This window comes from Micromonospora sp. CNZ303 (assembly GCF_004345505.1).
Genome location: NZ_SLVT01000018.1, coordinates 96,995 through 120,578, shown reverse-complemented (window position 1 = coordinate 120,578; position 23,584 = coordinate 96,995). Strand labels below are relative to the sequence as shown.

24 protein-coding genes and 1 tRNA gene are annotated in these 23,584 nt (G+C 73.8%); 14 read left to right on the top strand and 11 right to left on the bottom strand.

What is annotated here, in order from left to right; all coding sequences use genetic code 11:
- Positions 1 to 233: 233 nt before the first annotated feature.
- On the top strand, positions 234 to 449 hold the full coding sequence (locus EV374_RS24995) for a hypothetical protein (RefSeq protein WP_101415193.1): 216 nt from the start codon (positions 234 to 236) through the stop codon (positions 447 to 449).
- On the opposite strand, the gene EV374_RS24990 is transcribed toward EV374_RS24995, so the two are convergent.
- Positions 416 to 1,156, bottom strand: a complete 741-nt coding sequence (locus tag EV374_RS24990; RefSeq protein WP_132239391.1) for a phosphodiesterase — start codon at positions 1,154 to 1,156, stop codon at positions 416 to 418. The genes EV374_RS24995 and EV374_RS24990 overlap by 34 nt on opposite strands.
- A gap of 89 nt (positions 1,157 to 1,245) precedes the next feature.
- On the opposite strand from EV374_RS24990, the gene EV374_RS24985 reads away from it, so the two are divergent.
- The 11 genes from EV374_RS24985 to EV374_RS24935 all read left to right on the top strand — a co-directional run bounded on the left by EV374_RS24985 (position 1,246) and on the right by EV374_RS24935 (position 12,235).
- Positions 1,246 to 2,538: a M16 family metallopeptidase gene (locus EV374_RS24985; protein ID WP_132239389.1), complete on the top strand. Its 1,293-nt coding sequence runs from the start codon at positions 1,246 to 1,248 to the stop codon at positions 2,536 to 2,538.
- Complete coding sequence (locus EV374_RS24980) at positions 2,538 to 3,884, top strand: M16 family metallopeptidase (RefSeq protein WP_132239387.1); 1,347 nt, start codon at positions 2,538 to 2,540, stop codon at positions 3,882 to 3,884. Before EV374_RS24985 ends, EV374_RS24980 begins: the two co-directional genes overlap by 1 nt.
- 258 nt (positions 3,885 to 4,142) lie before the next feature.
- Positions 4,143 to 5,168 carry an aspartate-semialdehyde dehydrogenase gene (locus EV374_RS24975; protein WP_132239385.1) on the top strand — a complete coding sequence of 342 codons (1,026 nt, stop codon included), beginning with the start codon at positions 4,143 to 4,145 and terminating at the stop codon, positions 5,166 to 5,168.
- A 156-nt stretch (positions 5,169 to 5,324) separates the two neighbouring features.
- Entirely contained in the window at positions 5,325 to 5,765 is a 441-nt protein-coding gene (locus EV374_RS24970) for a PPOX class F420-dependent oxidoreductase (protein ID WP_132239383.1), read from the top strand.
- 77 nt (positions 5,766 to 5,842) lie between these two features.
- Entirely contained in the window at positions 5,843 to 6,259 is a 417-nt protein-coding gene (locus tag EV374_RS24965; protein ID WP_132239381.1) for a CBS domain-containing protein, read from the top strand.
- Positions 6,260 to 6,343: 84 nt separating this feature from the next.
- On the top strand, positions 6,344 to 7,039 hold the full coding sequence (locus tag EV374_RS24960) for a hypothetical protein (RefSeq protein ID WP_486485943.1): 696 nt from the start codon (positions 6,344 to 6,346) through the stop codon (positions 7,037 to 7,039).
- A 121-nt stretch (positions 7,040 to 7,160) separates the two neighbouring features.
- Positions 7,161 to 7,538, top strand: coding sequence for an SCP2 sterol-binding domain-containing protein (locus tag EV374_RS24955; RefSeq protein WP_132239379.1), 378 nt, complete (start codon positions 7,161 to 7,163; stop codon positions 7,536 to 7,538).
- Positions 7,538 to 9,595 carry a glycogen debranching N-terminal domain-containing protein gene (locus EV374_RS24950; RefSeq protein ID WP_132239377.1) on the top strand — a complete coding sequence of 686 codons (2,058 nt, stop codon included), beginning with the start codon at positions 7,538 to 7,540 and terminating at the stop codon, positions 9,593 to 9,595. The genes EV374_RS24955 and EV374_RS24950 overlap by 1 nt, the downstream gene beginning before the upstream one ends.
- 164 nt (positions 9,596 to 9,759) lie before the next feature.
- Positions 9,760 to 10,518 carry a lysophospholipid acyltransferase family protein gene (locus EV374_RS24945; RefSeq protein WP_132239375.1) on the top strand — a complete coding sequence of 253 codons (759 nt, stop codon included), beginning with the start codon at positions 9,760 to 9,762 and terminating at the stop codon, positions 10,516 to 10,518.
- A 123-nt stretch (positions 10,519 to 10,641) separates the two neighbouring features.
- On the top strand, positions 10,642 to 11,250 hold the full coding sequence (locus tag EV374_RS24940) for an isochorismatase family protein (protein ID WP_132239373.1): 609 nt from the start codon (positions 10,642 to 10,644) through the stop codon (positions 11,248 to 11,250).
- A gap of 4 nt (positions 11,251 to 11,254) precedes the next feature.
- The gene (locus tag EV374_RS24935) at positions 11,255 to 12,235 is read left to right on the top strand and encodes a DJ-1/PfpI family protein (RefSeq protein WP_132239371.1); all 981 of its coding nucleotides are present in this window, start codon (positions 11,255 to 11,257) and stop codon (positions 12,233 to 12,235) included.
- Here EV374_RS24935 and EV374_RS24930 read toward each other — a convergent pair.
- The 5 genes from EV374_RS24930 to EV374_RS24910 form a co-directional block, all read right to left on the bottom strand.
- Positions 12,117 to 12,839 carry a hypothetical protein gene (locus tag EV374_RS24930; protein ID WP_132239369.1) on the bottom strand — a complete coding sequence of 241 codons (723 nt, stop codon included), beginning with the start codon at positions 12,837 to 12,839 and terminating at the stop codon, positions 12,117 to 12,119. The genes EV374_RS24935 and EV374_RS24930 overlap by 119 nt on opposite strands.
- 73 nt (positions 12,840 to 12,912) lie before the next feature.
- The gene (locus EV374_RS24925) at positions 12,913 to 13,626 is read right to left on the bottom strand and encodes a response regulator transcription factor (protein ID WP_132239367.1); all 714 of its coding nucleotides are present in this window, start codon (positions 13,624 to 13,626) and stop codon (positions 12,913 to 12,915) included.
- Positions 13,599 to 14,765: a hypothetical protein gene (locus tag EV374_RS24920; protein WP_486485942.1), complete on the bottom strand. Its 1,167-nt coding sequence runs from the start codon at positions 14,763 to 14,765 to the stop codon at positions 13,599 to 13,601. The genes EV374_RS24925 and EV374_RS24920 overlap by 28 nt, the downstream gene beginning before the upstream one ends.
- On the bottom strand, positions 14,755 to 15,933 hold the full coding sequence (locus tag EV374_RS24915) for an ATP-binding protein (RefSeq protein WP_132239365.1): 1,179 nt from the start codon (positions 15,931 to 15,933) through the stop codon (positions 14,755 to 14,757). Before EV374_RS24915 ends, EV374_RS24920 begins: the two co-directional genes overlap by 11 nt.
- Positions 15,934 to 16,116: 183 nt before the next feature.
- Positions 16,117 to 17,010 carry a septum formation family protein gene (locus EV374_RS24910; RefSeq protein ID WP_132239363.1) on the bottom strand — a complete coding sequence of 298 codons (894 nt, stop codon included), beginning with the start codon at positions 17,008 to 17,010 and terminating at the stop codon, positions 16,117 to 16,119.
- A 257-nt stretch (positions 17,011 to 17,267) separates the two neighbouring features.
- Between EV374_RS24910 and EV374_RS24905 the strand changes: the two genes are divergently transcribed.
- Positions 17,268 to 17,876, top strand: a complete 609-nt coding sequence (locus tag EV374_RS24905; protein ID WP_132239361.1) for a hypothetical protein — start codon at positions 17,268 to 17,270, stop codon at positions 17,874 to 17,876.
- A 143-nt stretch (positions 17,877 to 18,019) separates the two neighbouring features.
- Here the strand turns inward: EV374_RS24905 and EV374_RS24900 are convergent, their stop codons facing one another.
- From EV374_RS24900 to EV374_RS24890, 3 genes are all read right to left on the bottom strand, one after another.
- Entirely contained in the window at positions 18,020 to 19,360 is a 1,341-nt protein-coding gene (locus tag EV374_RS24900; protein ID WP_132239359.1) for a DUF7507 domain-containing protein, read from the bottom strand.
- Between the two features lie 168 nt (positions 19,361 to 19,528).
- Entirely contained in the window at positions 19,529 to 20,344 is an 816-nt protein-coding gene (locus tag EV374_RS24895) for an NHL repeat-containing protein (RefSeq protein ID WP_132239357.1), read from the bottom strand.
- A gap of 344 nt (positions 20,345 to 20,688) precedes the next feature.
- Positions 20,689 to 20,761: transfer RNA gene (locus tag EV374_RS24890), tRNA-Arg, on the bottom strand.
- A 163-nt stretch (positions 20,762 to 20,924) separates the two neighbouring features.
- On the opposite strand from EV374_RS24890, the gene EV374_RS24885 reads away from it, so the two are divergent.
- Positions 20,925 to 21,629: a hypothetical protein gene (locus tag EV374_RS24885; protein ID WP_132239355.1), complete on the top strand. Its 705-nt coding sequence runs from the start codon at positions 20,925 to 20,927 to the stop codon at positions 21,627 to 21,629.
- A 46-nt stretch (positions 21,630 to 21,675) separates the two neighbouring features.
- Here the strand turns inward: EV374_RS24885 and EV374_RS24880 are convergent, their stop codons facing one another.
- Positions 21,676 to 22,713, bottom strand: a complete 1,038-nt coding sequence (locus EV374_RS24880; RefSeq protein WP_165947906.1) for an alpha/beta hydrolase — start codon at positions 22,711 to 22,713, stop codon at positions 21,676 to 21,678.
- A 97-nt stretch (positions 22,714 to 22,810) separates the two neighbouring features.
- Positions 22,811 to 23,227, bottom strand: coding sequence for an HPF/RaiA family ribosome-associated protein (locus EV374_RS24875; protein WP_132239353.1), 417 nt, complete (start codon positions 23,225 to 23,227; stop codon positions 22,811 to 22,813).
- Positions 23,228 to 23,584: the final 357 nt, after the last annotated feature.

Below are 23,584 nucleotides of genomic sequence, written 5' to 3'. Positions count from 1 at the left end.
CGGGAAAGACCCGCTTCATGTTGGCCTCCATCGATGCGTGCGACGGTAGTTTCACGACACCGGTCGTCGTACACCTGGCACGACGCGCCCGACGGCGGCGCCTGCTTCGTCGCCGGCACCGGCTGGATCCACGTCTCGAACTCCGAGATCCCGAGAACCGGTGGGGCCGGTCGCGATCATCCGGGCGCGATCATGCGGCGTGCCGGAGGCGGCGGCGGGGTATGTGGGCGGTCATGAGTCACGAGCAGAGCGACCAGGAACGTGTGGAGTCCCGCGCACACCTGCTGCCCGAGGAGGCGGCGGCCGGCAGCGACGATCCCCACGCGCAGGCGGAGGCCATCCTCGCCGAGTCCGACCTCCGGGAGGAGGACCGCAACGCCGCCCCCGACACCGTGCTGGAGCGGCGTACCTCCGATCAGACGGTGACCCCCATCGAGCCCCCCGACTGAGCCACCGCCCCCCGGGCCCGTCGCGAGCCCCGGTAGCTGTGCTCCCGCAGCCAGGCGATCGGGCCGACCGCCCGCAGCCCCGGCGGCAGGTTGCCGATCGGGTCGAAGGCCAGCGCCGCGTCCTCCCGGGCGCTGAGCTGGGCACCGAGGCTGACCTGCCCGAACGGACGCCACGGTCCGACGGCGGACGCGACCGCGAGCACCAGGCGCGGCGCGTCCGCCCGGGCCGCGGCGGCCACCTCGGCCAGGCTGCGGCCCAGGCCGGGCGACTCCGGGTCGGCCAGCGCGGCCAGGAAGAGCCGCCGCCGGCCCGCGCGAAACGGCATGATCGTGCTGTACGTCCCCGCGAAGCGCCGCCGGGGCAGCGGCAGGTTCCGCAGCAGCGGCGCGGCCCCGCTGGAGCTGACCAGCAGGTCGAACGGCCGGTCACCGTCGCGGTGCAGCCGCACGGCCAGCCCCAGCACGTCCGGCCAGGCTCCCGGCGTGGGCACGCCCTTGGAGAGCCGGACGGTCGCCCGGAAGCGGCCCGGGCCGTCCAGCAGCGGCACCCCGGTCGGCGGTCCCGGCGTACCCCAGACGACGACCTCGCCCGCGAACGAGCGGCCCGCGGGATGCAGCAGGCGGGCCCGGCGTAGCCGGGTCAGGGCGGCGGTCGCGCGGTCGACCGCGACGGCGGCCCGGTCGGTCACGGTGACGGCAGGCGGCATGCCTCCCCGGTACCCGGCGGCCGGCGGTCGATGCCTCGCCGCGTGCGGCGCGTCCCCTTCCCGCGCACCTGATCGGATAGCGTCGTGCCATGCCCGACAGCGGTTACCCCTGGCCCATCGAGACCACCCGCCTGGACAACGGCCTGCGCGTGGTGGTGAGTGAGGACCGCACCGCCCCGGCGGTCGCGGTGAACCTCTGGTACGACGTCGGTTCCCGCCACGAGCCCGAGGGGCAGACCGGCTTCGCCCACCTCTTCGAGCACCTCATGTTCGAGGGCTCGGTCAACGTGGCGAAGACCGAGCACATGAAGCTGGTGCAGGGCGCGGGCGGCTCGCTCAACGCCACCACCAACCCGGACCGCACCAACTACTTCGAGACCGTCCCCGCCGAGCACCTGGAACTGGCGCTGTGGCTCGAGGCGGACCGGATGGGCGGCCTGGTCCCCGCGCTGACCCAGGAGACGCTGGACAACCAGCGGGACGTGGTCAAGAACGAGCGGCGCCAGCGCTACGACAACGTGCCCTACGGCGACGCCTGGCTGCGGCTGCTGCCGCTGCTCTACCCGCCGGGGCACCCCTACCACCACGCCACGATCGGGTCGATGGCCGACCTGAACGCCGCCGACCTGGCCACCTTCCAGGCGTTCCACCGGACGTACTACGCGCCGGACAACGCGGTGCTCACCGTCGTGGGCGACGCCTCGGCGGCCGAGGTGTTCGCGCTGGCCGACAAGTATTTCGGCGCCATCCCGCCGCGCGCGGAGATCCCGCCGGCCCCGGACGGCCGGACCGTCCCGGCCACCGGCCGACCCGCCGTCGAGACGGTCACCGCCGAGGTGCCGGCGCCGCGCGTCTACGTCGCCCACCGCACGTACCCCTTCGGCAGCCCCGGCTACGACGTGCTGACGGTGCTCGCCACCGTGCTGGGCAGCGGCCGGGGCAGCCGCCTCTACCAGCGCCTCGCCGACGGCGAGCGGATCGCCCAGCCCGACATGGTCGGGGCGTACGGGGTGGACCTGGCGCACGCCCCCGCGCCGCTGATCGCCACCGCCACGGCCCGCCCCGGGGTGAGCGCCGAACGGCTGGGCGCCGGGCTGGCCGAGGTGGTCGACGAACTAGCCACGGTCCCGGTCACCGCCACCGAACTGGACCGGGCCAAGTCCCTGCTGAGCACCTCGTGGTGGCGGCAGATGTCCACGGTGGACGGCCGGGCGGACACGCTCGGGCGCTACGCCACCCAGTTCGGCGACCCGGCGAAGGCCGCGGAGCGGCTGCCGGCCTGGCTCGCGGTGACCGCCGAGCAGATCGCCGAGGCCGCCGCCGAGGTGCTCGCCGCCGACGACCGGGTCACCCTGACCTACCTGCCCGAGGAGAAGCCCTGATGACGCTGATCGCCGACCGTCCCGGGCCCGGCGCCGCCCGCCCGTACCGGTTCCCGCAGGTGGTCCGCCGCACGGTGGCGGGTGGTCAGGTGGTCGCCGCGCACCTGCCCGGGCAGAACCTGGCCGTGGCGCTGCTGCTGCTCGACGCGGGCGCCGTCCGCGAGCCCACCGGCAAGGAAGGGCTCGGCGCGGTGCTCGCCAAGGCCCTGGAGGAGGGGACCGCGCAGCGCGACGCGACGGCGTACGCGCTGGCGATCGAAGGGCTCGGCACCGAGCTGGTGATCGGGCTGGACTGGGACTCCTTCCAGGTCAGCGTGCAGGTGCCGGTGGAGCGGCTGAACGCCGCCGTGGAACTGCTCGCCGAGGCGGTGCGCACCCCGAAGCTGGACCCGGACGACGTCCGGCGGGTCCGCGACGACGAGGCGACCGCGCTGCGGATGGACTGGGCCAACCCCGGCCCGCGGGCCGACGCGGCGCTGCGCGCGGACCTGTTCGGCGCCGGCAACCGCTGGGGCCGTCCCCTCTACGGCGACCCGGAGTCGGTGGCGGCGCTGGACGTCGAGGACGTCACGGTCTTCCACTCCGAGTGGTTCATCCGCCCCGGCACGCTGATCGTCGCCGGGGACCTGGACCGGCTGGACCTGGACGCGCTCGGCGCGGCGGCGTTCGCGGGCACCGGTGGCGGGCCGGTCGACCGGGGCGACCCGATCGAGGTGCCGACCCGGCCCGGCCGGCGGATCATCCTGGTGGACCGGCCCGGCTCGGTGCAGTCCACGCTGCGGATGGGCCACCCGTCGCCGCACCGCTCCCACCCCGACCACGTGCCGATGACGCTCGCCGGCACGGTGCTCGGCGGGGCGTTCACCTCCCGGCTCAACCACCTGATCCGTGAGGTGCGCGGCTACACGTACGGCATCCGGGGCGACTTCGCCTCGTCCCGCCGGTTCGGCCGGTTCGGGGTCAGCTCCGGGGTGCAGACGGCGGTCACCGCGCCGGCCGTCGTCGAGTCGGTCGGCGAGATCACCCGTACCCGGGAGACCGGGGTGACCGAGGAGGAGCTGGCGGTCGCGCGCTCCTGGCGGGCCGGGCAGCTCTCCGTCGAGTTGCAGAGCCCCCGGTCGATCGCCTCCGCGCTGACCACCCTGGTCGTGCACGACCTGCCCGACGACTACCACGCCCGGTTGCGCGAGTCGCTGCTCGCCGCCGACGTGGCGGCGGTCTCCGCGGCGGCGGCCACGCACCTGCGCCCGGAGGACCTCACCATCGTGGTGGAGGGCGACGCCGCGGTGATCCGCGAAGAACTCGTCGCCACCGGCCTGGGCGAGCTGGTCGACCACGCCTCCTGACCGGGCCGGGGCGGTGTGACATGGATCGCGCCGCCCCCGGCCGGCGTGGGTGGCCCGTCCGGGTCGGCCGGCGTGGATGCTCCGGCGGGCCGCCCCGCCGGCTGACGATCCTCCCGTCCCACCGGCCCCTCCGGCGGTGTCGTTGCGTCCCGACGCGGCCCGGGGTGACCACGGCCACCGTCGGGCGGGAGCGCCGCCGGCCCCGGTGGGTGGGAAAGCGTTCCCGGTCGGGTCGCCGGGCTGGGTAGCCTCGCGGGCATGAGGATCGGCATTGTGGGGGCCACCGGCCAGGTCGGTGGCGTGATGCGGCAGGTGCTGGCGGAGCGGGAGTTCCCGGCGGAGCAGGTGCGGTTGTTCGCCTCGGCGCGGTCGGCCGGGCGCACCCTGCCCTGGCGGGACGGCGAGGTGACCGTGGAGGACGCGGCCACCGCCGACTACTCCGGGCTCGACATCGTGCTCTTCTCCGCCGGCAAGGGCAGCGCGAAGGAACTCGCGCCCCGGGTCGCCGCCGCCGGCGCCGTCGTCATCGACAACTCCTCGGCGTTCCGCATGGACCCGGAGGTGCCGCTGGTCGTCGCCGAGGTCAACCCGCACGCCGCCGCCGTACGCCCCAAGGGGATCATCGCCAACCCGAACTGCACGACGATGGCCGCGATGCCCGTGCTGCGCCCGCTGCACGCCGAGGCGGAGCTGGTCAGCCTGGTCGTCTCGACGTACCAGGCGGTCTCCGGCGCCGGCCTGGCCGGCGTCGCCGAGCTCGACGAGCAGGTCCGCAAGGTCGCCGAGCACGCCACCGGCCTCGCCTTCGACGGCGCGGCCGTGGAGTTCCCGGCCCCCCGCTCGTTCGCCCGGCCGATCGCGTTCAACGTGCTCCCGCTCGCCGGCTCGATCGTCGACGACGGCAGCTTCGAGACCGACGAGGAGCAGAAGCTGCGCAACGAGAGCCGCCGCATCCTGGAGATTCCCGGGCTGCGCGTCTCCGGCACCTGCGTGCGGGTGTCCGTGTTCACCGGCCACTCGCTCCAGATCAACGCCCGGTTCGCCCGCCCGATCAGCCCGCAGCGGGCCCGCGAGCTGCTCGACGGCGCCCCCGGCGTGGCGCTTGCCGACGTGCCGACCCCGTTGCAGGCCGCCGGTCAGGACCCGACCTTCGTCGGGCGGATCCGCGCCGACGAGACCGTCGAGCACGGCCTCGCCCTGTTCTGCTCCAACGACAACCTGCGCAAGGGCGCCGCGCTCAACGCGGTGCAGCTCGCCGAGCTGGTCGCCGCCGAGCGCCGCTGACCGACGCGCCTTCCCGGGCCCCCGCCGGCTTCGGCGGGGGCCCGTCGCGTCTCCCGGTGCGGGGCCCCGCGTCGGCCTACGGCGGGCACACGGGCGCACGCGGGGTGTCCGCCGTGGTTCGATGGGTACGCCGTGACCGGTCGAGCGGAGGTTGCCGTGGCGGACGACGAGACCCAGCGGGCGTTGACGGAGCTGATCGCCGGCCACCGGCTGGGGGTGCTGGCCACGCTCAAGCGGGACGGGCGTCCGCAGCTCTCCACCGTCATCTACGCCTTCGAAAGCACGTCGGCCCTGATCCGCGTCTCGGTGACCGACGGCCGGGCCAAGACCGCCAACCTGCGCCGGGACCCGCGCGCCTCCTTCCACGTCGCCAGCGACGACGGCTGGGCGTACGCGGTCGCGGAGGGGCGCGCCGAGCTGACGCCGGTGGCCGCCGAACCGGACGACGCGACCGTGGCGGAGCTGGTCGACCTCTACCGGGCGATCCAGGGCGAGCATCCGGACTGGGCCGACTACCGGCGGGCGATGGTCGCCGAGGGGCGCCTCGTGCTCCGGCTGCACGTCGAGCGCCTCTACGGCCTCCCGCCACGCGCCTGACCCGGGCCGGGGGTCGCGCGCGTTACCCCGTGCGGTCGGCGGGTAGACGGCGGTGCCGACACCGAGAGGGGAGCACCATGACAACGGTCGGAGAGTTCATGACGACCCGGTTGGTGACGATGGACGGCAACGACACGCTGATCGCCGCGGCGCAGGAGATGCGCGACAGCGCCATCGGCGACGTGGTGGTGACCGACGGCGACGACGTCATCGGCATCGTGACGGACCGGGACATCACGGTCCGGGGCGTGGCCGAGAACATGGACCCGAACTCGACCCCGCTCAACCGGATCACCAGCAAGGACGTGATCACGGTCAGCCAGTACGACGACGCGGTCGCCGCCGCCGACCTGATGCGGACCTACGCCGTACGCCGGTTGCCGGTCATCGACGACGGGCGGCTGGTCGGCCTGGTCTCGATGGGTGACCTCGCCGTGGAGCGGGAACCGCAGTCGGTGCTCGCCGACATCAGCGCCGACGAACCGAACAACTGACCGTAGGCGTCGGCGCGCCGGCTACCCCGAGGTGGGAGCCGGCGCGCCGGCGCTCGGCTGGACCGCCGGAACTATGATCCCGGCGTGTCCGCAGAGCCCCCCGCACCAGGCCGGATCGCGCCGACCGGCTGGCGCCCCGACGTCCGACCCACCCTGCCGCCAACCGGGCCCGTGCCGGTGGCGGGAGCGTGGTCGGCCGGCAGATCGACGGCGATGACGGTGCTGTTGGTCCTGTTCGGCCTGGCCGTGGTCGGGGTGAACACCGCCATCGCGTACGTGGCGGTCGGCGCGACGGTCGTCCCGATCGTCACCGGGCTGCTCCTCTGCCTGGTGTTCGTGCTCGCCGTGCGTCTGCTGCACCGGGCCGCGTGGCTGGCGTTCCTCGCGATGGGGCCGGCCCTGTTCGTCCTCGTGGGCTCGGTGCAGCTCGCCCCGGAGGCGGTGCTGGAGGCGCGCGGCGTCCGCCAGGAGGTGACGATCGTCGACGTGTCGGTCGTCGGCAAGCGGCATGCCTTCACGCTCCAGGGCGCCGACGGGCGCCTCGACGAGCCCCTGGTCCACCAGGGCAGCAACCCCAGCTACCGGGTCGGCGACCGGCTCGCCGTGCTCACCGATCCGGACGGGGTGGTGGAACTCGAGGCCGCCGACCGCGTCGACTCCCGCGGCATGGTCGGGGCACTGCTCTTCGGCGGTGCCGGCTGGGCCTTCATCGCACTGCTCGCCGGGTGGCGCGGCCACGTCCGCCGCCGGCACGACCGCCACGACACCCTCCTGATCTAGCCCGTCCCGCGGAAGGGCCACCCCGCCGGGCGGGCGACTCACCCGGTCCGGGCGAGGTTGGCCCGGCACCGGACGGGGACCCCGGGCAGGGACATTGCCCGACGGGGGAGGAGAAGACCCGATGGTGGACGCGACGACGAGGTTCTTCGAGGACCTCGACCGGCGGGGGTACGACCCCCTGCTGGCGAAGTCCTCCGGGACCCTGCGCCTGGACCTGCACGAGGGGGCGCACACGACGCACTGGCTGCTGCGGATCGACCGCGGACGGCTCCAGGTCAGCCAGGAGGACCAGGAGGCCGACACGGTGGTCGGGACCAGCCCCGAGCTCTTCGAGGAGATCGCCGCCGGCCGTGAGCACGGGGTGGCCGCGCTGCTGCGGGGGGACATGACGGTGAGCGGGGACCTGCGACTGGTGGTGCAGATGGAGCGGCTCTTCCCCAGCCATCCGGACACCCGTGGACCGCGTCGGCACTTCGAGGCCCGTCAGGAGGTGCGGTGATGGCGCAGAACACGATCCGGATCCTGGACGGCAGCACCTTCGTGGTGTCGGAGGACACCGGGGACATTGAGGCGACGCCGAGCGAGCCGACCGGTTTCTTCGCCCTGGACACCCGCTTCCTGTCGACGTGGGTGCTGACGGTCAACGGGGACCGACTCACCCCCCTGTCGTACGACGACCTCCAGTACTACGAGGCCCGCTTCTTCCTGGTGCCGGGGATGGCGACGCACTACATCGACGCGAAGCTGTCGATCATCCGGGAGCGGGCGGTGGGAGGCAGCTTCCGGGAGACGATCACCATCCTCAACCACGACGAGAAGCCGATCGACCTGGAGATCAGGATGGAGGCGGCGTCCGACTTCGCCGACCTGTTCCAGGTTAAGGACGAGATCCTCAACAAGAAGGGCGAGATCTACACGGAGGTCGAGCCCGACCGGCTGCGCCTGGGCTACCGGCGGGGCAGCTTCATCCGGGAGACGCTGATCTCCGCGTCCCCGGCTCCGCGTTACGACCGCAAGGGCTTCGCCTACTCGATCCACCTCCAGCCCAACGAGCAGTGGGAATCCGAAATTGACGTCAAGACCATGGCGCTCTCCCCGGGCGGGCGGGACCTGCGGATGGGGCTGCGGGCGCACACCACCGAGCGGCTCGCCCTCCAGCAGGACCTTGAGGAGTGGATCGCCAGGGCTCCCAAGGTCAACAGTCAGCACGACCGGGTCGCCTCGACGTACCGACGCAGCCTGATCGACCTGGCCGCGCTGCGCTTCTCGCCGCTCTCCCTCGGTGGGGCGACGCTGCCGGCCGCCGGCCTGCCCTGGTTCATGACCATGTTCGGGCGGGACAGCATCCTGACCTGCCTCCAGACGCTGCCGTTCACACCGGAGCTGTCGAAGACCACGCTGCGGATCCTGGCCTCGCTCCAGGGCACCCGGTTCGACGACTTCCGGGACGAGGACCCGGGCCGGATCCTGCACGAGATGCGGTACGGCGAGACCGCCGCCTTCGAGGAACAGCCGCACTCGCCGTACTACGGGTCGGTGGACGCGACCCCGCTGTTCCTGGTGCTGCTCGACGAGTACGAGAAGTGGAGCGGAGACGTCGAGCTGGTCAGGGAGCTGGAGCGGGAGTGCCGGGCCGCGCTGGAGTGGATCGACGACTACGCCGACCTGGTCGGCAGCGGCTACATCTGGTACGAGCGGCGCAACACCGACACGGGCCTGGAGAATCAGTGCTGGAAGGACTCCTGGGACTCCATCTCCTACCGGGACGGCACGCTGCCGCCGTTCCCCCGGGCCACCTGCGAGGTGCAGGGGTACGCGTACGACGCGAAGCTGCGGGCCGCCCGCCTGGCGCGCGAGTTCTGGGGTGACCCGGACTTCGCCGACCGGTTGGAGCGGGAGGCGGCGGCGCTGAAGGAGCGGTTCAACCGGGACTTCTGGGTGGCGGACGGCGAGTACTACGCCCTCGCCCTGGACCCGGACGGCCGCCAGTGCGACGTGCTCAGCTCCAACATCGGTCACCTGCTCTGGAGCGGCATCGTCGACGACGACCGGGCCGAGAAGATCGCCGAGCACCTGGTCGGGCCCCGGCTCTTCACCGGCTGGGGGGTGCGGACGCTGGCCGAGGGCGAGGTCCGCTACAACCCGATCGGCTACCACAACGGCACGATCTGGCCGTTCGACAACTCCTTCATCGCCTGGGGCCTGCGCCGGTACGGCTTCGCCGAGGAGGCGGCGGTCATCGCCAACGGCATCCTCGACGCGGCCACCTACTTCGAGGGCCGGCTGCCGGAGGCGTTCGGGGGTTACCCCCGCGAGCTGACCAAGTTCCCCGTGGAGTACCCGACCGCGTGCAGCCCACAGGCCTGGTCGACCGGCACGCCGCTGCTGCTGTTGCGGACGATGCTCGGCCTGGAGCCGCACGAGGGGCACCTCGCGGTGGAGCCCCGGCTGCCGATCGGGATGGGCCGGATCGAGGTGCTGGACATCCCGGGCCGGTGGGGCCGCGTCGACGCGTTCGCCCGGGGCCGCCTCGACCTGCACCGGCTCGCCGACTAGCGGAGGCCCGGCTCCCGTGGGAGGCCGGCGGCGACCCTGTGGACCGGTTGCCGCCGGCCGGCCGCCACGACCGTGGCGGGCCGGCATGGGCCGGCGAGCACCGGCCGGCGTGGTGGACCCGGCGGGCCGGCATGGGGCTCAGCCTGGCAGGGTAAGTTCGCGCCATGCCGGAACTCGTGTACCCGCCCGTGATCGCCGCCGCCAAGACGATGTTCCGGGTCCTCGACCTGAAGATCACCATCGAGGGCGCCCACCACGTGCCGCGTACGGGCGGGGCGGTGCTGGCCAGCAACCACGTCAGCTACCTCGACTTCATCTTCTGCGGGCTGGGCGCGAACCCCGCGAAGCGGCTGGTCCGGTTCATGGCCAAGAAGTCCGTCTTCACGCACAAGGTGTCCGGCCCGCTGATGCGGGGCATGCGGCACATCCCGGTGGACCGGCGGGCGGGCGCCGGGTCGTACGCGACGGCGGTCAGCGCGTTGAAGCGCGGTGAGGTGGTCGGCGTCTTCCCGGAGGCGACGATCAGCCGGTCGTTCACGGTCAAGGCACTCAAGAGCGGGACGACCCGGATGGCGGCCGAGGCCGGTGTGCCGGTGCTGCCGGTGGCGCTCTGGGGCACCCAACGGCTCTGGACCAAGGGCCGGCCCCGCACCCTCACCCGCCGGCACACCCCGATCACCATCCTGGTCGGCGAACCGATGGACCCGGCGGCCTACCCGGACGCCAACGCGATGACCGTCGACCTGAAGGAGCGGCTGACGGCGCTGGTCGACCGGGCCCAGCGGGAGTACCCGGACGCACCCGCCGGCCCCGACGACACCTGGTGGCTCCCGATGCACCTGGGCGGCACCGCGCCCACCCTCGAGGAGGCCGCCGACCTGGAGGTCCGCCGCAAGGCCGCCGCAGTCGACCCCGACGCCTGAGCGGGCCCCCATCCACCCGATGCCCGAGGGAGGTCCCCCGGGCATCGGGGGCGGCCGGATCGTTCCGCAGCGGGGCGGGATGGTGCCTGCCGCGCCGGCGCGTCCCCGGCGAGGATTCAACCCATGAGCAGAGCAGCACTCGTCGTCATCGACGTGCAGGAGTCCTTCCGCCGCCGCCCGATCTGGGCGTACGCCTCCAACCCCGACATCGTCGGGCGGGTCGACCGGCTCGTCGCCGCCGCCCGGGGACGCGGCGACCTGGTCGTCTGGGTCCTGCACGCCGAGCCGGGCACCGGCGGGGTCTTCGACCCGGCCAACGGGCACGTCCGCCTGATCGAGGGGCTCTCGCCCGCCCCGGGCGAACCCACGCTGGTGAAGACGTCGCACAACGCCTTCACCACCACCAACCTCCAGCAGGTGCTGACGACCGCGGGCGTCCGCGAGATCACCGTCTGCGGCATCCGTACGGAGCAGTGCGTCGAGACCACCGCCCGGGTCGGCTGCGACCTCGGCTACCAGGTGACCTTCGTGACGGACGCGACGGTCACCTTCCCGACCCCGCACCGGGACCTGCCGGCCACGGCCACGCCGGAGGAGATCCTCGCCGACCCGCGCACCCTGTCGAGCGAGGAGATGACCGCCCGCACCGAGTACGCCCTCGCCGGCCGCTTCGCCACCATCCGCAGCGTGGCCGAGCTGACCGGCGCGGCCCCGGCCGGCGCGCGGGCCTGAGCCGATGGCCCGGGTCGTCTTCCTGCTCGTCCCGCAGCTGCACCTGCTGGACCTCGCCGGCCCGGCCCAGGTCTTCTCCACCGCCGCCGACCTCGGCTACGACTACCGGCTGCACTACGTCGCCGACCGGGAGGTCGTGCCGACCGTGCAGGGCGTACCGCTGGTGGCCGGGCTCCAATGGCCCGAGCTGACCCGCGACGACCTGGTGGTCGTACCCGGATGGCGGCTGCGCGCGCACGGCCCGCAGGGGCCGGTCGGGCCGGACGACCTGCGGCGGCTGGCCGACCACCACGCCGCCGGCGGCACCGTCGCCAGCGTCTGCGCCGGCGCGTTCGCCCTCGGCCGGGCCGGCCTGCTCGACGGACGCCGCTGCACCACGCACCACGACGTGCAGGACGAGCTGGCCCGCCGGTTCCCGTCGGCGCGGGTGGTCCGCGACGTGCTCTACGTGGTCGACGAGCGGGTGGTCACCTCCGCCGGCATCGCCAGCGGCATCGACGTGGCACTGCACCTGGTGGCCACCCGGCACGGGCCGGCGGTGGCGGCCCGGATCGCCCGCGCCCTGGTCCTGCACTCCCGGCGCAACGGTCACGAGCCGCAGGCCGGCGCCATGTTGCGGCACCGGTCCCACCTCTCCGACGCCGTGCACCGGGTGCAGGACCTGATCGACCAACGGTTCGCCGAGCCGCTGCCGCTGGCCGACCTCGCCGCCGTCGGCAGGGTGGCCGAGCGGACGCTGACCCGCCTGTTCCGGCGGGCCACCGGGCTGACCCCGCTCGGCTACCAGCAGCTGCTGCGAATGGAACGCGCCGAGCACCTCATCGGGCACGGTGCCACCGTGGAGGGGGCCGCCCGTAACGTCGGCTTCACCGATGCCCGGATGCTGCGCCGGCTGCGGGCCCGTGCCACCCGCGATCGAAGCGTCCCGGCCGGTAGTAGTCGTCCCGGGAGTGGAACTCGACCGGCAGCGACCCGGGCAGGGTGATCCGGGTCTCGCCGGCGCCCGGCCCGCCCCCGGCCCGCACCGCCAACACGTCCCGCTCGGGCGGCGACAGGTCCACCAGCTCGGGATGGGCCAGCCGGAACCCGGCCACCGCCCGGCGCACCTGGCGGGCCAGCCCGGTGATCTCCCCGGCGGGGCCGGTGAAACCGAGGGCCGGCTGCTGGATGGTGCGCAGCGCGTCGCAGACCACCAGCAGGCGGGCCTGCTCTCCGGGCCCCGCCAGCAGCTCCAGCCGGGACGGCCACTGCCAGCGGATCTGACCGCTGATCAGACCCGGCAGCCGGACGCCCCGGCGGTGCCGCGCGCCGTCACCGACGCCGTCGACCAGGGCGAGCTGCGGCCCGCCGCCGGCGTACGCGATCCGCCGGTCGGTGACGGTGACCGCCACCGGCTCGGGCAGCGTCCACCGCCGCCGTGCCTCCGTCGGGCCGAGCAGATGCCCCGACGCGTGCAGCCGGTGCCGGGCGAGCACCCGCTCACCGGCCTCGACGACCAGCTCGTGCCGCCGGTCCAGCGCCGGGGCCAGGTCGTCGTCCGCGTCGAAGCGGTGCGGGGCGATGAAGAAAGGGGACGCGTCATCGTGCATCGTCATGACCTCCGGTGCCGACGGCATCTCACCACGAGCGTCGCCGACCCCCGGCCGGCTGTCATGACGCCCGTTAGGGGGTCGGCCGGTCGTAGGAAGCCTGTGACCGATAGATGCCGATCTCCTCCGGCCGGACTAGGCCGTCCTCGATCGCCCGGGCGAGCAGCGCCGCCTTGGTGGCGGCCGGCCGCCCCGCTCGGGTGTACTTGATCCGCGCCCGGTCGACGTACTGCTTGACGGTGTGCTCGCTGATTTGCATCCGACGGGCCACCGACGCCTTCGACATCGACTGGAACCACAGCAGCAGCGCCTCGCGTTCCTTGTCGGACAGGGCGGGTCGGTCCGGGCGGGGGTCACCCACGATCGCCCCGGCGAGCGCCGGCGGCACGTACGGGCGGTCGCTGGCGGCGGCCAGCACGGTGGCCACGCAGTGTTCCCGCCCCTCGTGCTTGGCCAGGAACGCGACCGCCCCGGCGTCCAGGGCGGCGAGGATCGTCTGCGGGTCCGTGTGCTCCGAGTAGACCACCACCCGCCGGCCGGCCGCGCTCAGCTCGGCGAGCTTGTCCAGGGCCATCCGCCCGTGCAGCCGCAGGTCGAGCAGGACCACGTCGGCGTCGGGGGCGGCCCGCAGCACGGCGTCCGGGTCGTCGCCGGTCGCCAGCACCGTCAGCCGGGGCTCGGCGGCCAGCCAGACGCGGACCCCCTCGATCACGACCGGGTGGTCGTCGACGATCGCCACGCCGACCGGCCTGCCGGCGGTCACCCCCGCCACCGCGTCTGCGCCCATCTGATCTCCCCGTCCCGCTCGTAGAGGTACTCCACCCGCCCGTCGTCGCCCGGCGGTCCGGCGGTGTCGGGGCCGGCCCGGTCGGGCGTGACCAGGCTGACCACCACCTCGTCGGGCCCGGCGACCACGGTCAGCCGGGCCCAGCCCCGGGCGTCGGCGAGGAGCGCCGTGAGCGGGTCGGCCAGCCGGCGGCGCACCTGCACCGGCAACGGCGGCGGGTCGCCGATCGTCACCAGGTCGATCGGCAGCCCGTTGCGGTCCGCCAGGTCGGCGGCGGCCCGCAGCTCGTGCAACAGCGGGTCGGGCACGTCGTCGGACTCCGCGATGAGCCGGCGCAGCCGGGCGGCGGCCAGCACCGCGCGCCGCTGCACGTCCGGGTCGGCCGGGTCCGCCCGGCCGTCGGCCAGCTCCGCGAGCACCTCCTCGGCGGCGCCGCTGACCAGCGTCAGGCGGGCGCGCCGCTCCTGCCGGGCCCGTTCGGCGGCGTCCCGCTCGGCCGCCGCCGCGTGGGCGTCCGCCGCCGCGCCGGCCCGCTGCCGGGCCAGCCTCGCGATCGCCGTGCCGCCCACGAAGACCGCCACCTGAAGGGTCGACGTGGCGTAGACGGACATGGCGTACCGGGCCAGGTCGGCGGGGGCGGTCGCGCCGTGGCCGAGCACCCCGGCCAGCGCGATCAGCGCGTGTACGCCCAGCGCCGCGACCAGCCCGTGGGCCCGCCGCCCCCACAGCACCATGACGAAGAACCAGCCGAGCGTGCCCCACACCCAGTTCGCGGCGGTGAAGAGGTGCCGCTCACCGGCCGCCGCGACAACCACCGCGTCGACCACCAGCAGGAGCACGGCCAGCGGCCAGGCCGGCAGGGCGGCGCCGCGCAGCAGCCGGAGGCCGGCCAGCACCCCGACCGCCGCCACGAGCAGCCAGCCGGCGAGGACCACCGCCGGCGCGGCCAACTCCGCCCACGCCCCCAGCACCGCGGGCAGCGCGATTGCCGTGTGCCAGGCCAGCGCGATGACCACCGTCACGAGCCGGGCGCCGCCGTCGGAGGCGGCGGCCACCGCCGCCGCCGGGTCCACCGGGGACCGGCCCTCGTCCGGCGTACGCGCCGCCGGCACCGGGGCGGTCGTCGTCTCAGTCGACACCGGACCACTCCAATCGGATCCGGGTACCGGCGCCGGGGCGCGAGTCGATCTGGGCGCGCCCGCCGACGGATGACATCCGGCCGCTCACCGACTCGCGTAGCCCGTACCGGTGCGCGGGAACGGCCGCCGGGTCGAAACCCGGACCGTCGTCGGCGAGCTCGACCACGACGGTGCCGGCGACCCGGCTCAGCCGCAGCGCGGCGGACGCGCCCGGCGCGTGCCGGACCACGTTGGACAGCGCCGCGTACGTGCTCTCCGCGAGCGCCTCCGCGACCGGGGCGGGCACGACGCACGGCGCCAGCTCGGTGGTGACCGGCAGCTCGGGCATCCGGGCGCGCACCGCCCGCAGCCACCCGTCCAGCGGCACCGGCCCCTCCTCGGGCGCGGACCGCGCGTCGGCCAGCGCGGTGAGGGTACGCAGGTCGGCGGCGCACCGCTCGCGCAGGGCGGCGGACGGGCCGGCGACCGCGCCCAGCCCCACCATCGTCAGGGTGGCCAGCACCGTGTCGTGCAGGTCCCGGTTCTGCCGCCGCTCCGCGTCCCGCGCGGTCCGGGCGACCAGCGACTCCCGGGTGAGCCGCTGGTGCGCCACGAAGGCGTCGTCGGCCCGGCCGATCCGCCGCCGCATGATGGCGGTGATCAGCGCGCCGCAGGCCGTCTGCACCAGCAGCGTCACCGCGTGCGCGACGGCCTCGTCGGGCTGGCCGGCGGCGTGCGCGCCGGTCGCGTACGCCGCCGTCACCAGCAGCCCGGCCGGAACCGACCAGCCGATGGGAGCGTTGGCCTGCGCGTTGAGGACCGTGGTGCTGGCCAGCACCGCGATCCAGCTCACCTCGCCGGGGAGCACCTCCGGGGCGACCAGCACCGGCATCGCCAGGCAGGCGGCGGCGGTCAGCGCCACGTCGCCGAGCACCATCGGGCGGCCGATGCCGTGGCGCAGCGCGCGGAACGCGTACCAGACCGACCAGCCGGTCAGGGCCGCGACGGCCGGAAACAGCAGCGCCGGTTCGACGGGCGCGGTGCGCACCGACAGGGCGACCACCGCGCCGGCTAGGCCGCAGGCCAGGCGCAGCAACGCCGGCAGGCGGGTGAAGATGAGGGTGAACGCGCCACCGGCCGGGTTGTCCAGCGCGGTCGGCGACGTGGTCGGGGCGGCAACGGCCGGCATCGGGAAAGAGGGTCCTTCTGCGACAACGACCCGATCCGGGCCAAAACGGGGGATCGACGCCGGAGAATAGCATGAGCACCGGCCCGCGATCACCCTCGGTGCGTGCCGTGTCGCCGGTCGGTCAGCTCCGCCCGGCGCCGTCGACAGGCCGCTGACCTGCCCACCCGCCCCTGTGGACGCCGGTCAGTTGATCGGCAGGACCTTCGTCCCGCCGCCGGCGATCGACCGGGTCAGCTTCTTCCCGCTGGACCAGTACCAGCAGCGCACCCCCCGGTCGCCGCGCGCCCACGCCTCCTCCGACGGGAACCGGTACGTGCTGCCCGTGCGGTAACGGAGCATCCCGTCGACAGGCACCTTCGCGTAGCGGGCGATCACCGGCCGGCACTTCGCGTGCACGGCGTCCTCGTCCTTCGTCGCGTCCTCGTAGGACACGTCGGGCGCGGTCCAGACGCCCACGTACTCGAAGCGGTGGACCTTCGTGCACGGCACCGCCAGCAGGTTCGACCACTCGTCCTCCTCGGCGCAGCCGTACCGCAGCGGGGTGGCCGCCTTCAACGCGCCCCGCAGGCTGCCCGCCCGGTTGACCGCCCGGTCGTTGTCGCCGTTGGCGCCGCTCACCGCGTCGAGCTCGAACAGGTCGCACCGGTACCACCGGCTGCCGCCCGTCCAGCCGGCCGGCGACGTGGGCGCCACCTGCACCGACAACCGGGCGTCGCGCCACTCGCCGCCGACGAACTCCTTCGCCCTGGCGTCGCACTCGGCGAACGCGGACCGCATCGCCGCCGACCCGACGCGGGGCGGGATCGGGCGGGCGGCCAGGTCGCCGGTGAACGTGCCGATGTGGAACGTCTCGACGAGGTGCGCCTTCGCGCAGTCGACCGGCTGGTGGCTGGTGAGGTAGGCGGTCGGCTCGGCGACGACGTGGCACTCGCCGGCCTGCGGCACGAACTGGCGGGCCTCGGCCACGGGCCGCCAGTCGTCGGTCAGGTCCCCGTCCGTGCCGGCCGGCGTGCCGCACCCGCTCACCGCCGCCGCGACCAGCGCGGCCGAAGCCATGACGCCCAGCCAGCGTCGCATGTGGTCCTCCCCGCGCCCCGTGACAACCGGCGCAGCATATGGCACCCGGCGCGGAGCCGGGTGCCCGAGCCGCCAGGCGATCGTGGTGGCGGGCGCGGGCTGCGGCATCGCGCACCCGATCAGGTGGTCGCCCTGCCCGACCGCCATCGGGGGCGGTGCTGCGCCGTGCAGGCCGGACGCCACTGACGAGCCGCCGACCTTGGACGGTGGTGCTACCTTCGCGCCGTCGCCGTTCTCACCGCCGTCGGGAGCCCACCGTGACGAAAAGGTACGTCGATCTGCTCGCCCTCGTCGCCGTGACGGCGTGCCTCGCGGTGGTCGGCACCCTCGGCGGCTGGTTCCTGGCCGGCCGAGGCGACTCCGGGCGGGCTGACCCGACGTCGTCCGCACGGGACGCGGCCGCCACCGGCGCCGTCGGCGGCCCGTCGACGGGCTCCCCGGCTGCCGGTGCGTCCCCGGGCGCCGGTGCGTCGCCGACGAACGAGCAGCCCGCGGGCCGGACGTACCAGCTCGACCGGTCGGTCTACAGCCAGTCGGGCCTGACGGTCACGCTGGTCAGCGCGGCAACCACCGGCGGCAAGCTGCGGCTGAACCTGACGTACCGCAACGGCTCGCCGGTGCCGTGGCCGGTGAGCTGCCCGACCGCCGAGGTCGATCGGGCCTCCTCCGAGATCGTCCTGCCGGACGGCCGGACCGTGCGCCCCGAGTCCACCTGGTGCACCACCACGCGGCCCGGCGAGTCCTTCAGCATCGCGCCGGGGGAGCGGGTGGAGAGCTGGGCGGTGTTCCCGGTGGTGCCGGAGAGCGGTTCGTCCTTCGAGCTGACCTGGTACGACTTCCCGACCCTCGACGTCCGGCTCCGCTGACCGTCCCGGCAAGACAGGCACGGCCGGCACGGGCACTGTGAGTTCAGTGTCCGTGCCGGCCGGCAGGTGACGCATCCGGTCACCCGGTCCGCCGACGGTGGCTCACCAGGCCGAACGCGCTGCCTGGAGTGCCGCCGTACGGGTCAGGCCTGAGTCTCCCTGCGGCGCAGCCGGCTGGCGCCGACCATGAGAGCGCCCGCGGCCAGCAGGCCGCCGCCCAGCGAGAGGGCCTGGGTGGGGTTGACGCCGGTGACCGGCAGGTGGGGCTTGCCGTCCTTGTCCTTGCCGTGCTTGCGGGGGTCGTACTTGCCGTGCCGGATGCAGACGGTGACGGTGGCCGGGTCGGAGGTCACGGTCTGGCTGCCGAACCTGCCGGTCGCCCGGGCGGTGTTGACCACCTTGCCCTTCTTGACGTCAGCCGCGGTCACCACGTGCGGGTCGACGGCGTGGCAGTCGGTGCTCGTGCCCGGTGCCAGGGTGGTGTTGTTGCAGACCACCGGACCGGCGGTCGGGTCGTTGACCGCGACGTTGGTGATGGTGACGGTGCCGGTGTTGGCCACCCGGTAGGTGTAGAAGATCCTGTCGCCCCTGGCCGCGAAGCCGTCCTTCTCGCACTTGTCGCGGCAGTCCGACTCGACCCGGGCCTTCTTGTCGATCGACAGGCTGGCCTGCGCCTCCTGGGTCGTGACGGTGAACGTGGCGTTGTTCGACGGCACCAACTGCTGGCCGAGGAATCCGGTCGCCTGGGCGATGTTGACGATCTCGCCGTTGGCCACGTCGGCCTTGGTGACGGTGTACGTGCCGGTGCAGGTGGTGCTCGCCCCCGGCGCGAGCGAGGTGACCTGGCAGGTGATGCCGGTGACCGTGTTGTCGTTGACGGTGATGCCGGTGATCGGGTTGGCCGTACCGGTGCTCTGGTTCGTCACCGTGTACGTGTAGGTGACCTCGTCGCCGGCCTGGAGACCGCTGGTCGGTGTGCCGGTCTTGGTCAGGGTCAGCCTCGGGTTCAGCTCGGGGCTCGAAGCGGCGCACGTGTGGGTGAGCACGAAGAAGTCGCCGGTGCCGGAGATGACCGCCGTGGCGCCGGTCAGCGTCCAACCGGCCGGGACCCTGATCCAGGCCTTGCTGGTGCCCATGTCGTTGACGATGGCGCTGTTGGGGTCGGTCGGGATCGTCCGGGTGACGGCGCCGCCGGGCGTGCTGAACGTCGCCGTGACCGACAGGAACGTGCCGCTGGTCTGCGGGTCGCCCGGCAGGTTGAACACCCAGACGTCCTCGTTGGCGAAGGGCCCGCCGCCCAGGTTGGGATCGCAGTTCTGCGTGACCTGGGCCGCCGTCGTCGGCACGTTGCCTGGACTGATGCTGATGGTCTCGGCCGCCAGGGCCGGCGAGCCGCCCAACAGCAGGGCGCCGGCCAGCAACGCGAAGGCGGCCAGCCGGGCGCAGAGCCGGGCCGGTCCGTTCGTGGTAGAAGTTCTGCTCATGTAAATCCCCCGTGCCGTGATCGTTGACAACGGTGGCAACGAGGGGTAGAGACATCCGTCACGTCGGGCCAAAAAGAATCGCCCGCTAGGGGTACTGCCACGCCGACCCTGAATGCTCACTCTTATCCGGCCGGGGATATCCCCGGCCGGATGGTGCAAGATGAGTGATCAGTCGCGCACCCGCACGACGCAGTAGGTGGTGTCGGGGGTCGCCGGGACGGACAACCGTGCGTTGACCGCGTACAGGCTCGAGCCGAAGGAAACCACAGCCGACGGCTCATCGAGGTCGCGGTCACGGATCACGTCGACCGGCGTGGCCCGCGTCAGCCGCTCGTTGAGGCGGAACTTGGCGATCACATTGTTCCGGTTGCGCACCACGTACAGCGTGCGCCCCTCGAGCAGGAGACCGTCGCCGTTGGACAACGACACACCGCACGTGCTGATCTGGGCGGCCATGCCCGCGCGGGGATCGAAGCAGTAGAGCCGGCCGGTCCTGGCCTGCACGACAATGAGCTTGCCCGCCCAGGCGGCGACGATGCCGGTGTTGCAGGCGGTGGGGTCACCGAGGCCACCTGGCAACCGCAGCGCGCGTACTCCCGACTGTCCAGGCAGCGACCCGTTGCGGCCGAACTCGACGCAGTAGATCCTGGCCTTCTCCGAGTCGGTGAAGAACACGGCCTTCTTCGTGGCGGTCACGCCGTCGATGAACCCGCCGCCGAAGTCGTACGTCGCCAGGCATTCGCCGGTCGACTCACGGTAGACGGCCGCGCCGCCCATGTTGCCGCAGGCCGCCCAGATCCGGCCCCGTTCGACGTCCAGACCCGTTGCCTGGGTGCCGGACACGGGCGGCACGAGGAGCTTCCCCCTGCCGGTGCGCAGGTCGGCACACCAGATGCATCCGTCGGCCATGGAGCTGACGTAGATCTTCGTGCCGGTTCCCCGGGCGATCCCCTCCGGGCAGAACCCGTTCGGCAGGTTGATCACTGAGGGATACCGGCCGTGCCCGTGGTGGGCCGAGGCCGGAGCCGCGGCGATGGCGGCCCCGATGGGCGCCGCGACGGCTGCGGCCAAGAGCGTTCGTCTGTGCACTGTCGTGCCCCTTCCAATAGGCGAACACCTATATGGGACCCGTGGATCAAGCGCCGGGGCCACTCCGCCGTTGCTCGACAGGTGACCGGACGGATGCCGCGTGCCAAAGCCGCCGGTTGCCGCCGCCGGAGGAGCCCGCGAGCCTAGGATCCGAAGAGACCGGCCCGAGCGGGTGACCGCATCGAGACCGCGGGGTTCGTGACCATGTCGACGAGCCGTCCGGTCGAGGGAAGTGTCTGTGCGCCCGGCAGGATTCGAACCTGCGGCCTTGGGATTAGAAGTCCCCTGCTCTATCCGCTGAGCTACGGGCGCGCGCGTGCGTGTCGCGCGAGAAGGGTACCGCCGCCCACCGGGTGACCGGTGGAACGGGTGGTCGCGTCTCACGTCGCACAAGAGGGTCGCATGCGACTCCGGTGCCGGTCACCCCTGTTCCGGCGTCCGCGCGCCCGGGACCGTCGGGTCGTACCCTCGGCTGGTGCTGCTTGACCCGGAGACCGAGAACGACGTCGCGTACGAGTTGTGCCAACTCCTCGGCCGCGCGATTCTGCCCATCCGCCGGACCGACGCCGGGGCGGGCGACGGCGACCGGGGCGAGGGGACCGCGTTCCTCTTCACCGGGCAGGGGCGCGAGTACCTGTTGACCGCCGACGCGCTCACCCGGTCCGGGGCTGGGGAGATCGGGCTGCGGGCGAGCGTGACCGAGCCGGCCGGGGTGGCCGCCGACGCCGTGGCCCTGCCCGACCTCGCCGACGGGTGGCGGCACCACGAGGATGTCGGCGTCGCCGTCCTGCCCACCGGCGGCCTGCACGCGCACGCCGCCGGGGAGGGCTGGCGGTGGCGTACCCAGCAGGTGCCGGATCCGATCGCGGCCGATCGGGACGCGATCGCCCGGATCGGCGTGGAGCCGGGTTCCGCCGTGGTGCTCGCCCACGGCGTCGGCGCGGGCGGCGCCCGGCCGCTGGAGGTGGCGATCGAGCGGGTGGCGCGCGTGGGCGGCGACGTCCGGCTCATGGCGGAGCTGCCGACCGGCTACGTGGGGGCGCCGGTGTTCGGTGTGCAGGCCGCCGGCGGCGACGGCGAGGTGGGGCTGCGGTGCCTGGGCCTGGTGCTGCCGGCCCGCGACGGCGGCCACCCGCTGGCCACCTTCGACCGCATCCGGGCGGCCGTCGACGCGGCGTGAGGCCGGCGACGCGCGGCGTGGCCGGCAGCGGGTGGGCGACCTGTGCTCAGCCGCCCTGCGTGGGGGCACCAGCCGGGTCGGCGTCGTCCGCCGGCAGCCGGCTCGCCGGTGGGCGCTCCCCGGTGCGGACCGTCGGCCCGGCGTCGAAGAACGCGTCGGCCCAGCGTCCGACCTCCTGGAAGACCTTCTCCCGTACGGCGGTGCCGGAGAGCGTGAGGTCGTGCATCCCGCCGTCGAAGCGCGCCACGGTGACGTGCCGGCCGAGGCGGGGCGCCCAGCGGACCATGTGCTCGACGTCCAGGACGGCGTCGGCGAGGGCCGCCGACTCGTGCCACTTCTTTCCCCTGAACGAGCGGGTCGAGCAGGCGAGCAGCACCGGCACCTGGATGTCCAGGCCGGCGCGCAGCTGCCGCTGGGCGCTGCGGATGGCGTTCAGCCAGCCGGCCCGGACGGGGAACCCGGCGAGCGGCTTCCAGGTCAGGTCGTAGTTCCACTCGCCGTGGTGCTCGGCGTGGATGCTCTCGCTGTAGACCGTGCCCAGCCCGAACGGCAGCACCCGGCGGGGCGCCCGGCGGCCCAGCCGGCTCACGGCGGCGGCGAGGGGGCGGCGCACCAGCCAGGGGGCGTTGATGTCGAAGAAGGGGCTGTTCAGGAAGAGGCCGTCGATGATCCCGGCGTCGCGGCGGGCGTGCGCCCAGAGCGGCAGGACCAGCCCGCCGGTGGAGTGGCCCATCGCGAGCAGCGTGTCGTGCCCGTCGTCCTCGCGGATGATACGCGCGGCGGCGTCCAGCTCGGGGAAGTAGTCGCTGAGGTCGCGGCAGAAGTTCGGCGTCTGGTGGGGCCGCAGACTGCGTCCGTACTTGCGCAGGTCGAGGGCGTAGAAGTCCCAGCCCCGCTCCGCGAAGAAGTCGCCGAGGTGGCCCTGGAAGAAGTAGTCGGTGAAGCCGTGCACGTAGAGCACGGCCCGCCCCGTCGGGCGGTCGGCCCGGCGACGGACCAGGGTGGCGACCACCGGCCCCTCGTCGTCGGTGCCCAGGTCGATCGTCTGCCGCTCGTACGGCGGGCCCAGCACGTCCGGTTCCACGACCGCGACGGTACGCCGGGAAGCTACCGGGCGGTAGCCCCGGGTGTCGCCCGGCCCCGCCCGCCCGCACCCGGCGGACGGGGCCTCGGCGTACGCGTCAGACGGTCTCGGCCTCGGCGCGGGCCGGGTCGGTGTCGGGCTCGACCTCGGCGACCGGCGGGGGCACGTCGCGCAGGTGCTTGTTGTGCCGCGGCTCCTGCTTCGTCTTCGAGTCGTTGAGCCGCCGCCGCAGGTCGTCCCGGACGTCGTTGAGCGCGGCGTGCAGGTCCTCCTCGGCGGAGGTGGTGACGATCTTCTGGCGACCGGCGATCCAGCACTCCAGGGTGACCTTCTGGCCCCTGGCCTCCCGGTCCTTGACCGACACCTCCAGCTCGGTGGCGTCGGCGTGGAACCCGGCCAGCCGGGAGTCGAGCGTGGCGAACTGCTCCGCGATCCAGTTCCGGTCGCCCTGGGAGAACCCCGCGCCGACCCGCAGGCACTCCGCCACGGTGGCCGGGTTGGCGACGGCGCTCATCGCCGCACCTCGCCGGAGACGATGGCGGCTGCGGTGCTGGTCATCTTCATGATCGCTGACCTCTCGTTCGTCGTGCTGTCGGCGGTGCGGTTGATCGAATCCATACCCCGCCGGGCTCCGTCCGGAACGTGACATGTCGCCCCGCCCGTGGCGGTGCCGGAAGCGTGGCTCCGCCTCCCGATCGTCGAGCCGGTCGGGCGGGCTCCCCAGGGTCGCCCGGCCCTAGCACACCGGGACCTTGATCAGGTCTTTGTCCACAGGCGGTCCGGTTGTCCACAGGCCGGGGCGCGGTGCTGGCGGCGCCCGCGCCGAGGGCCCAGGCTCGGCACCGAGTCGACTCGCGATGGCAAGCCCGAT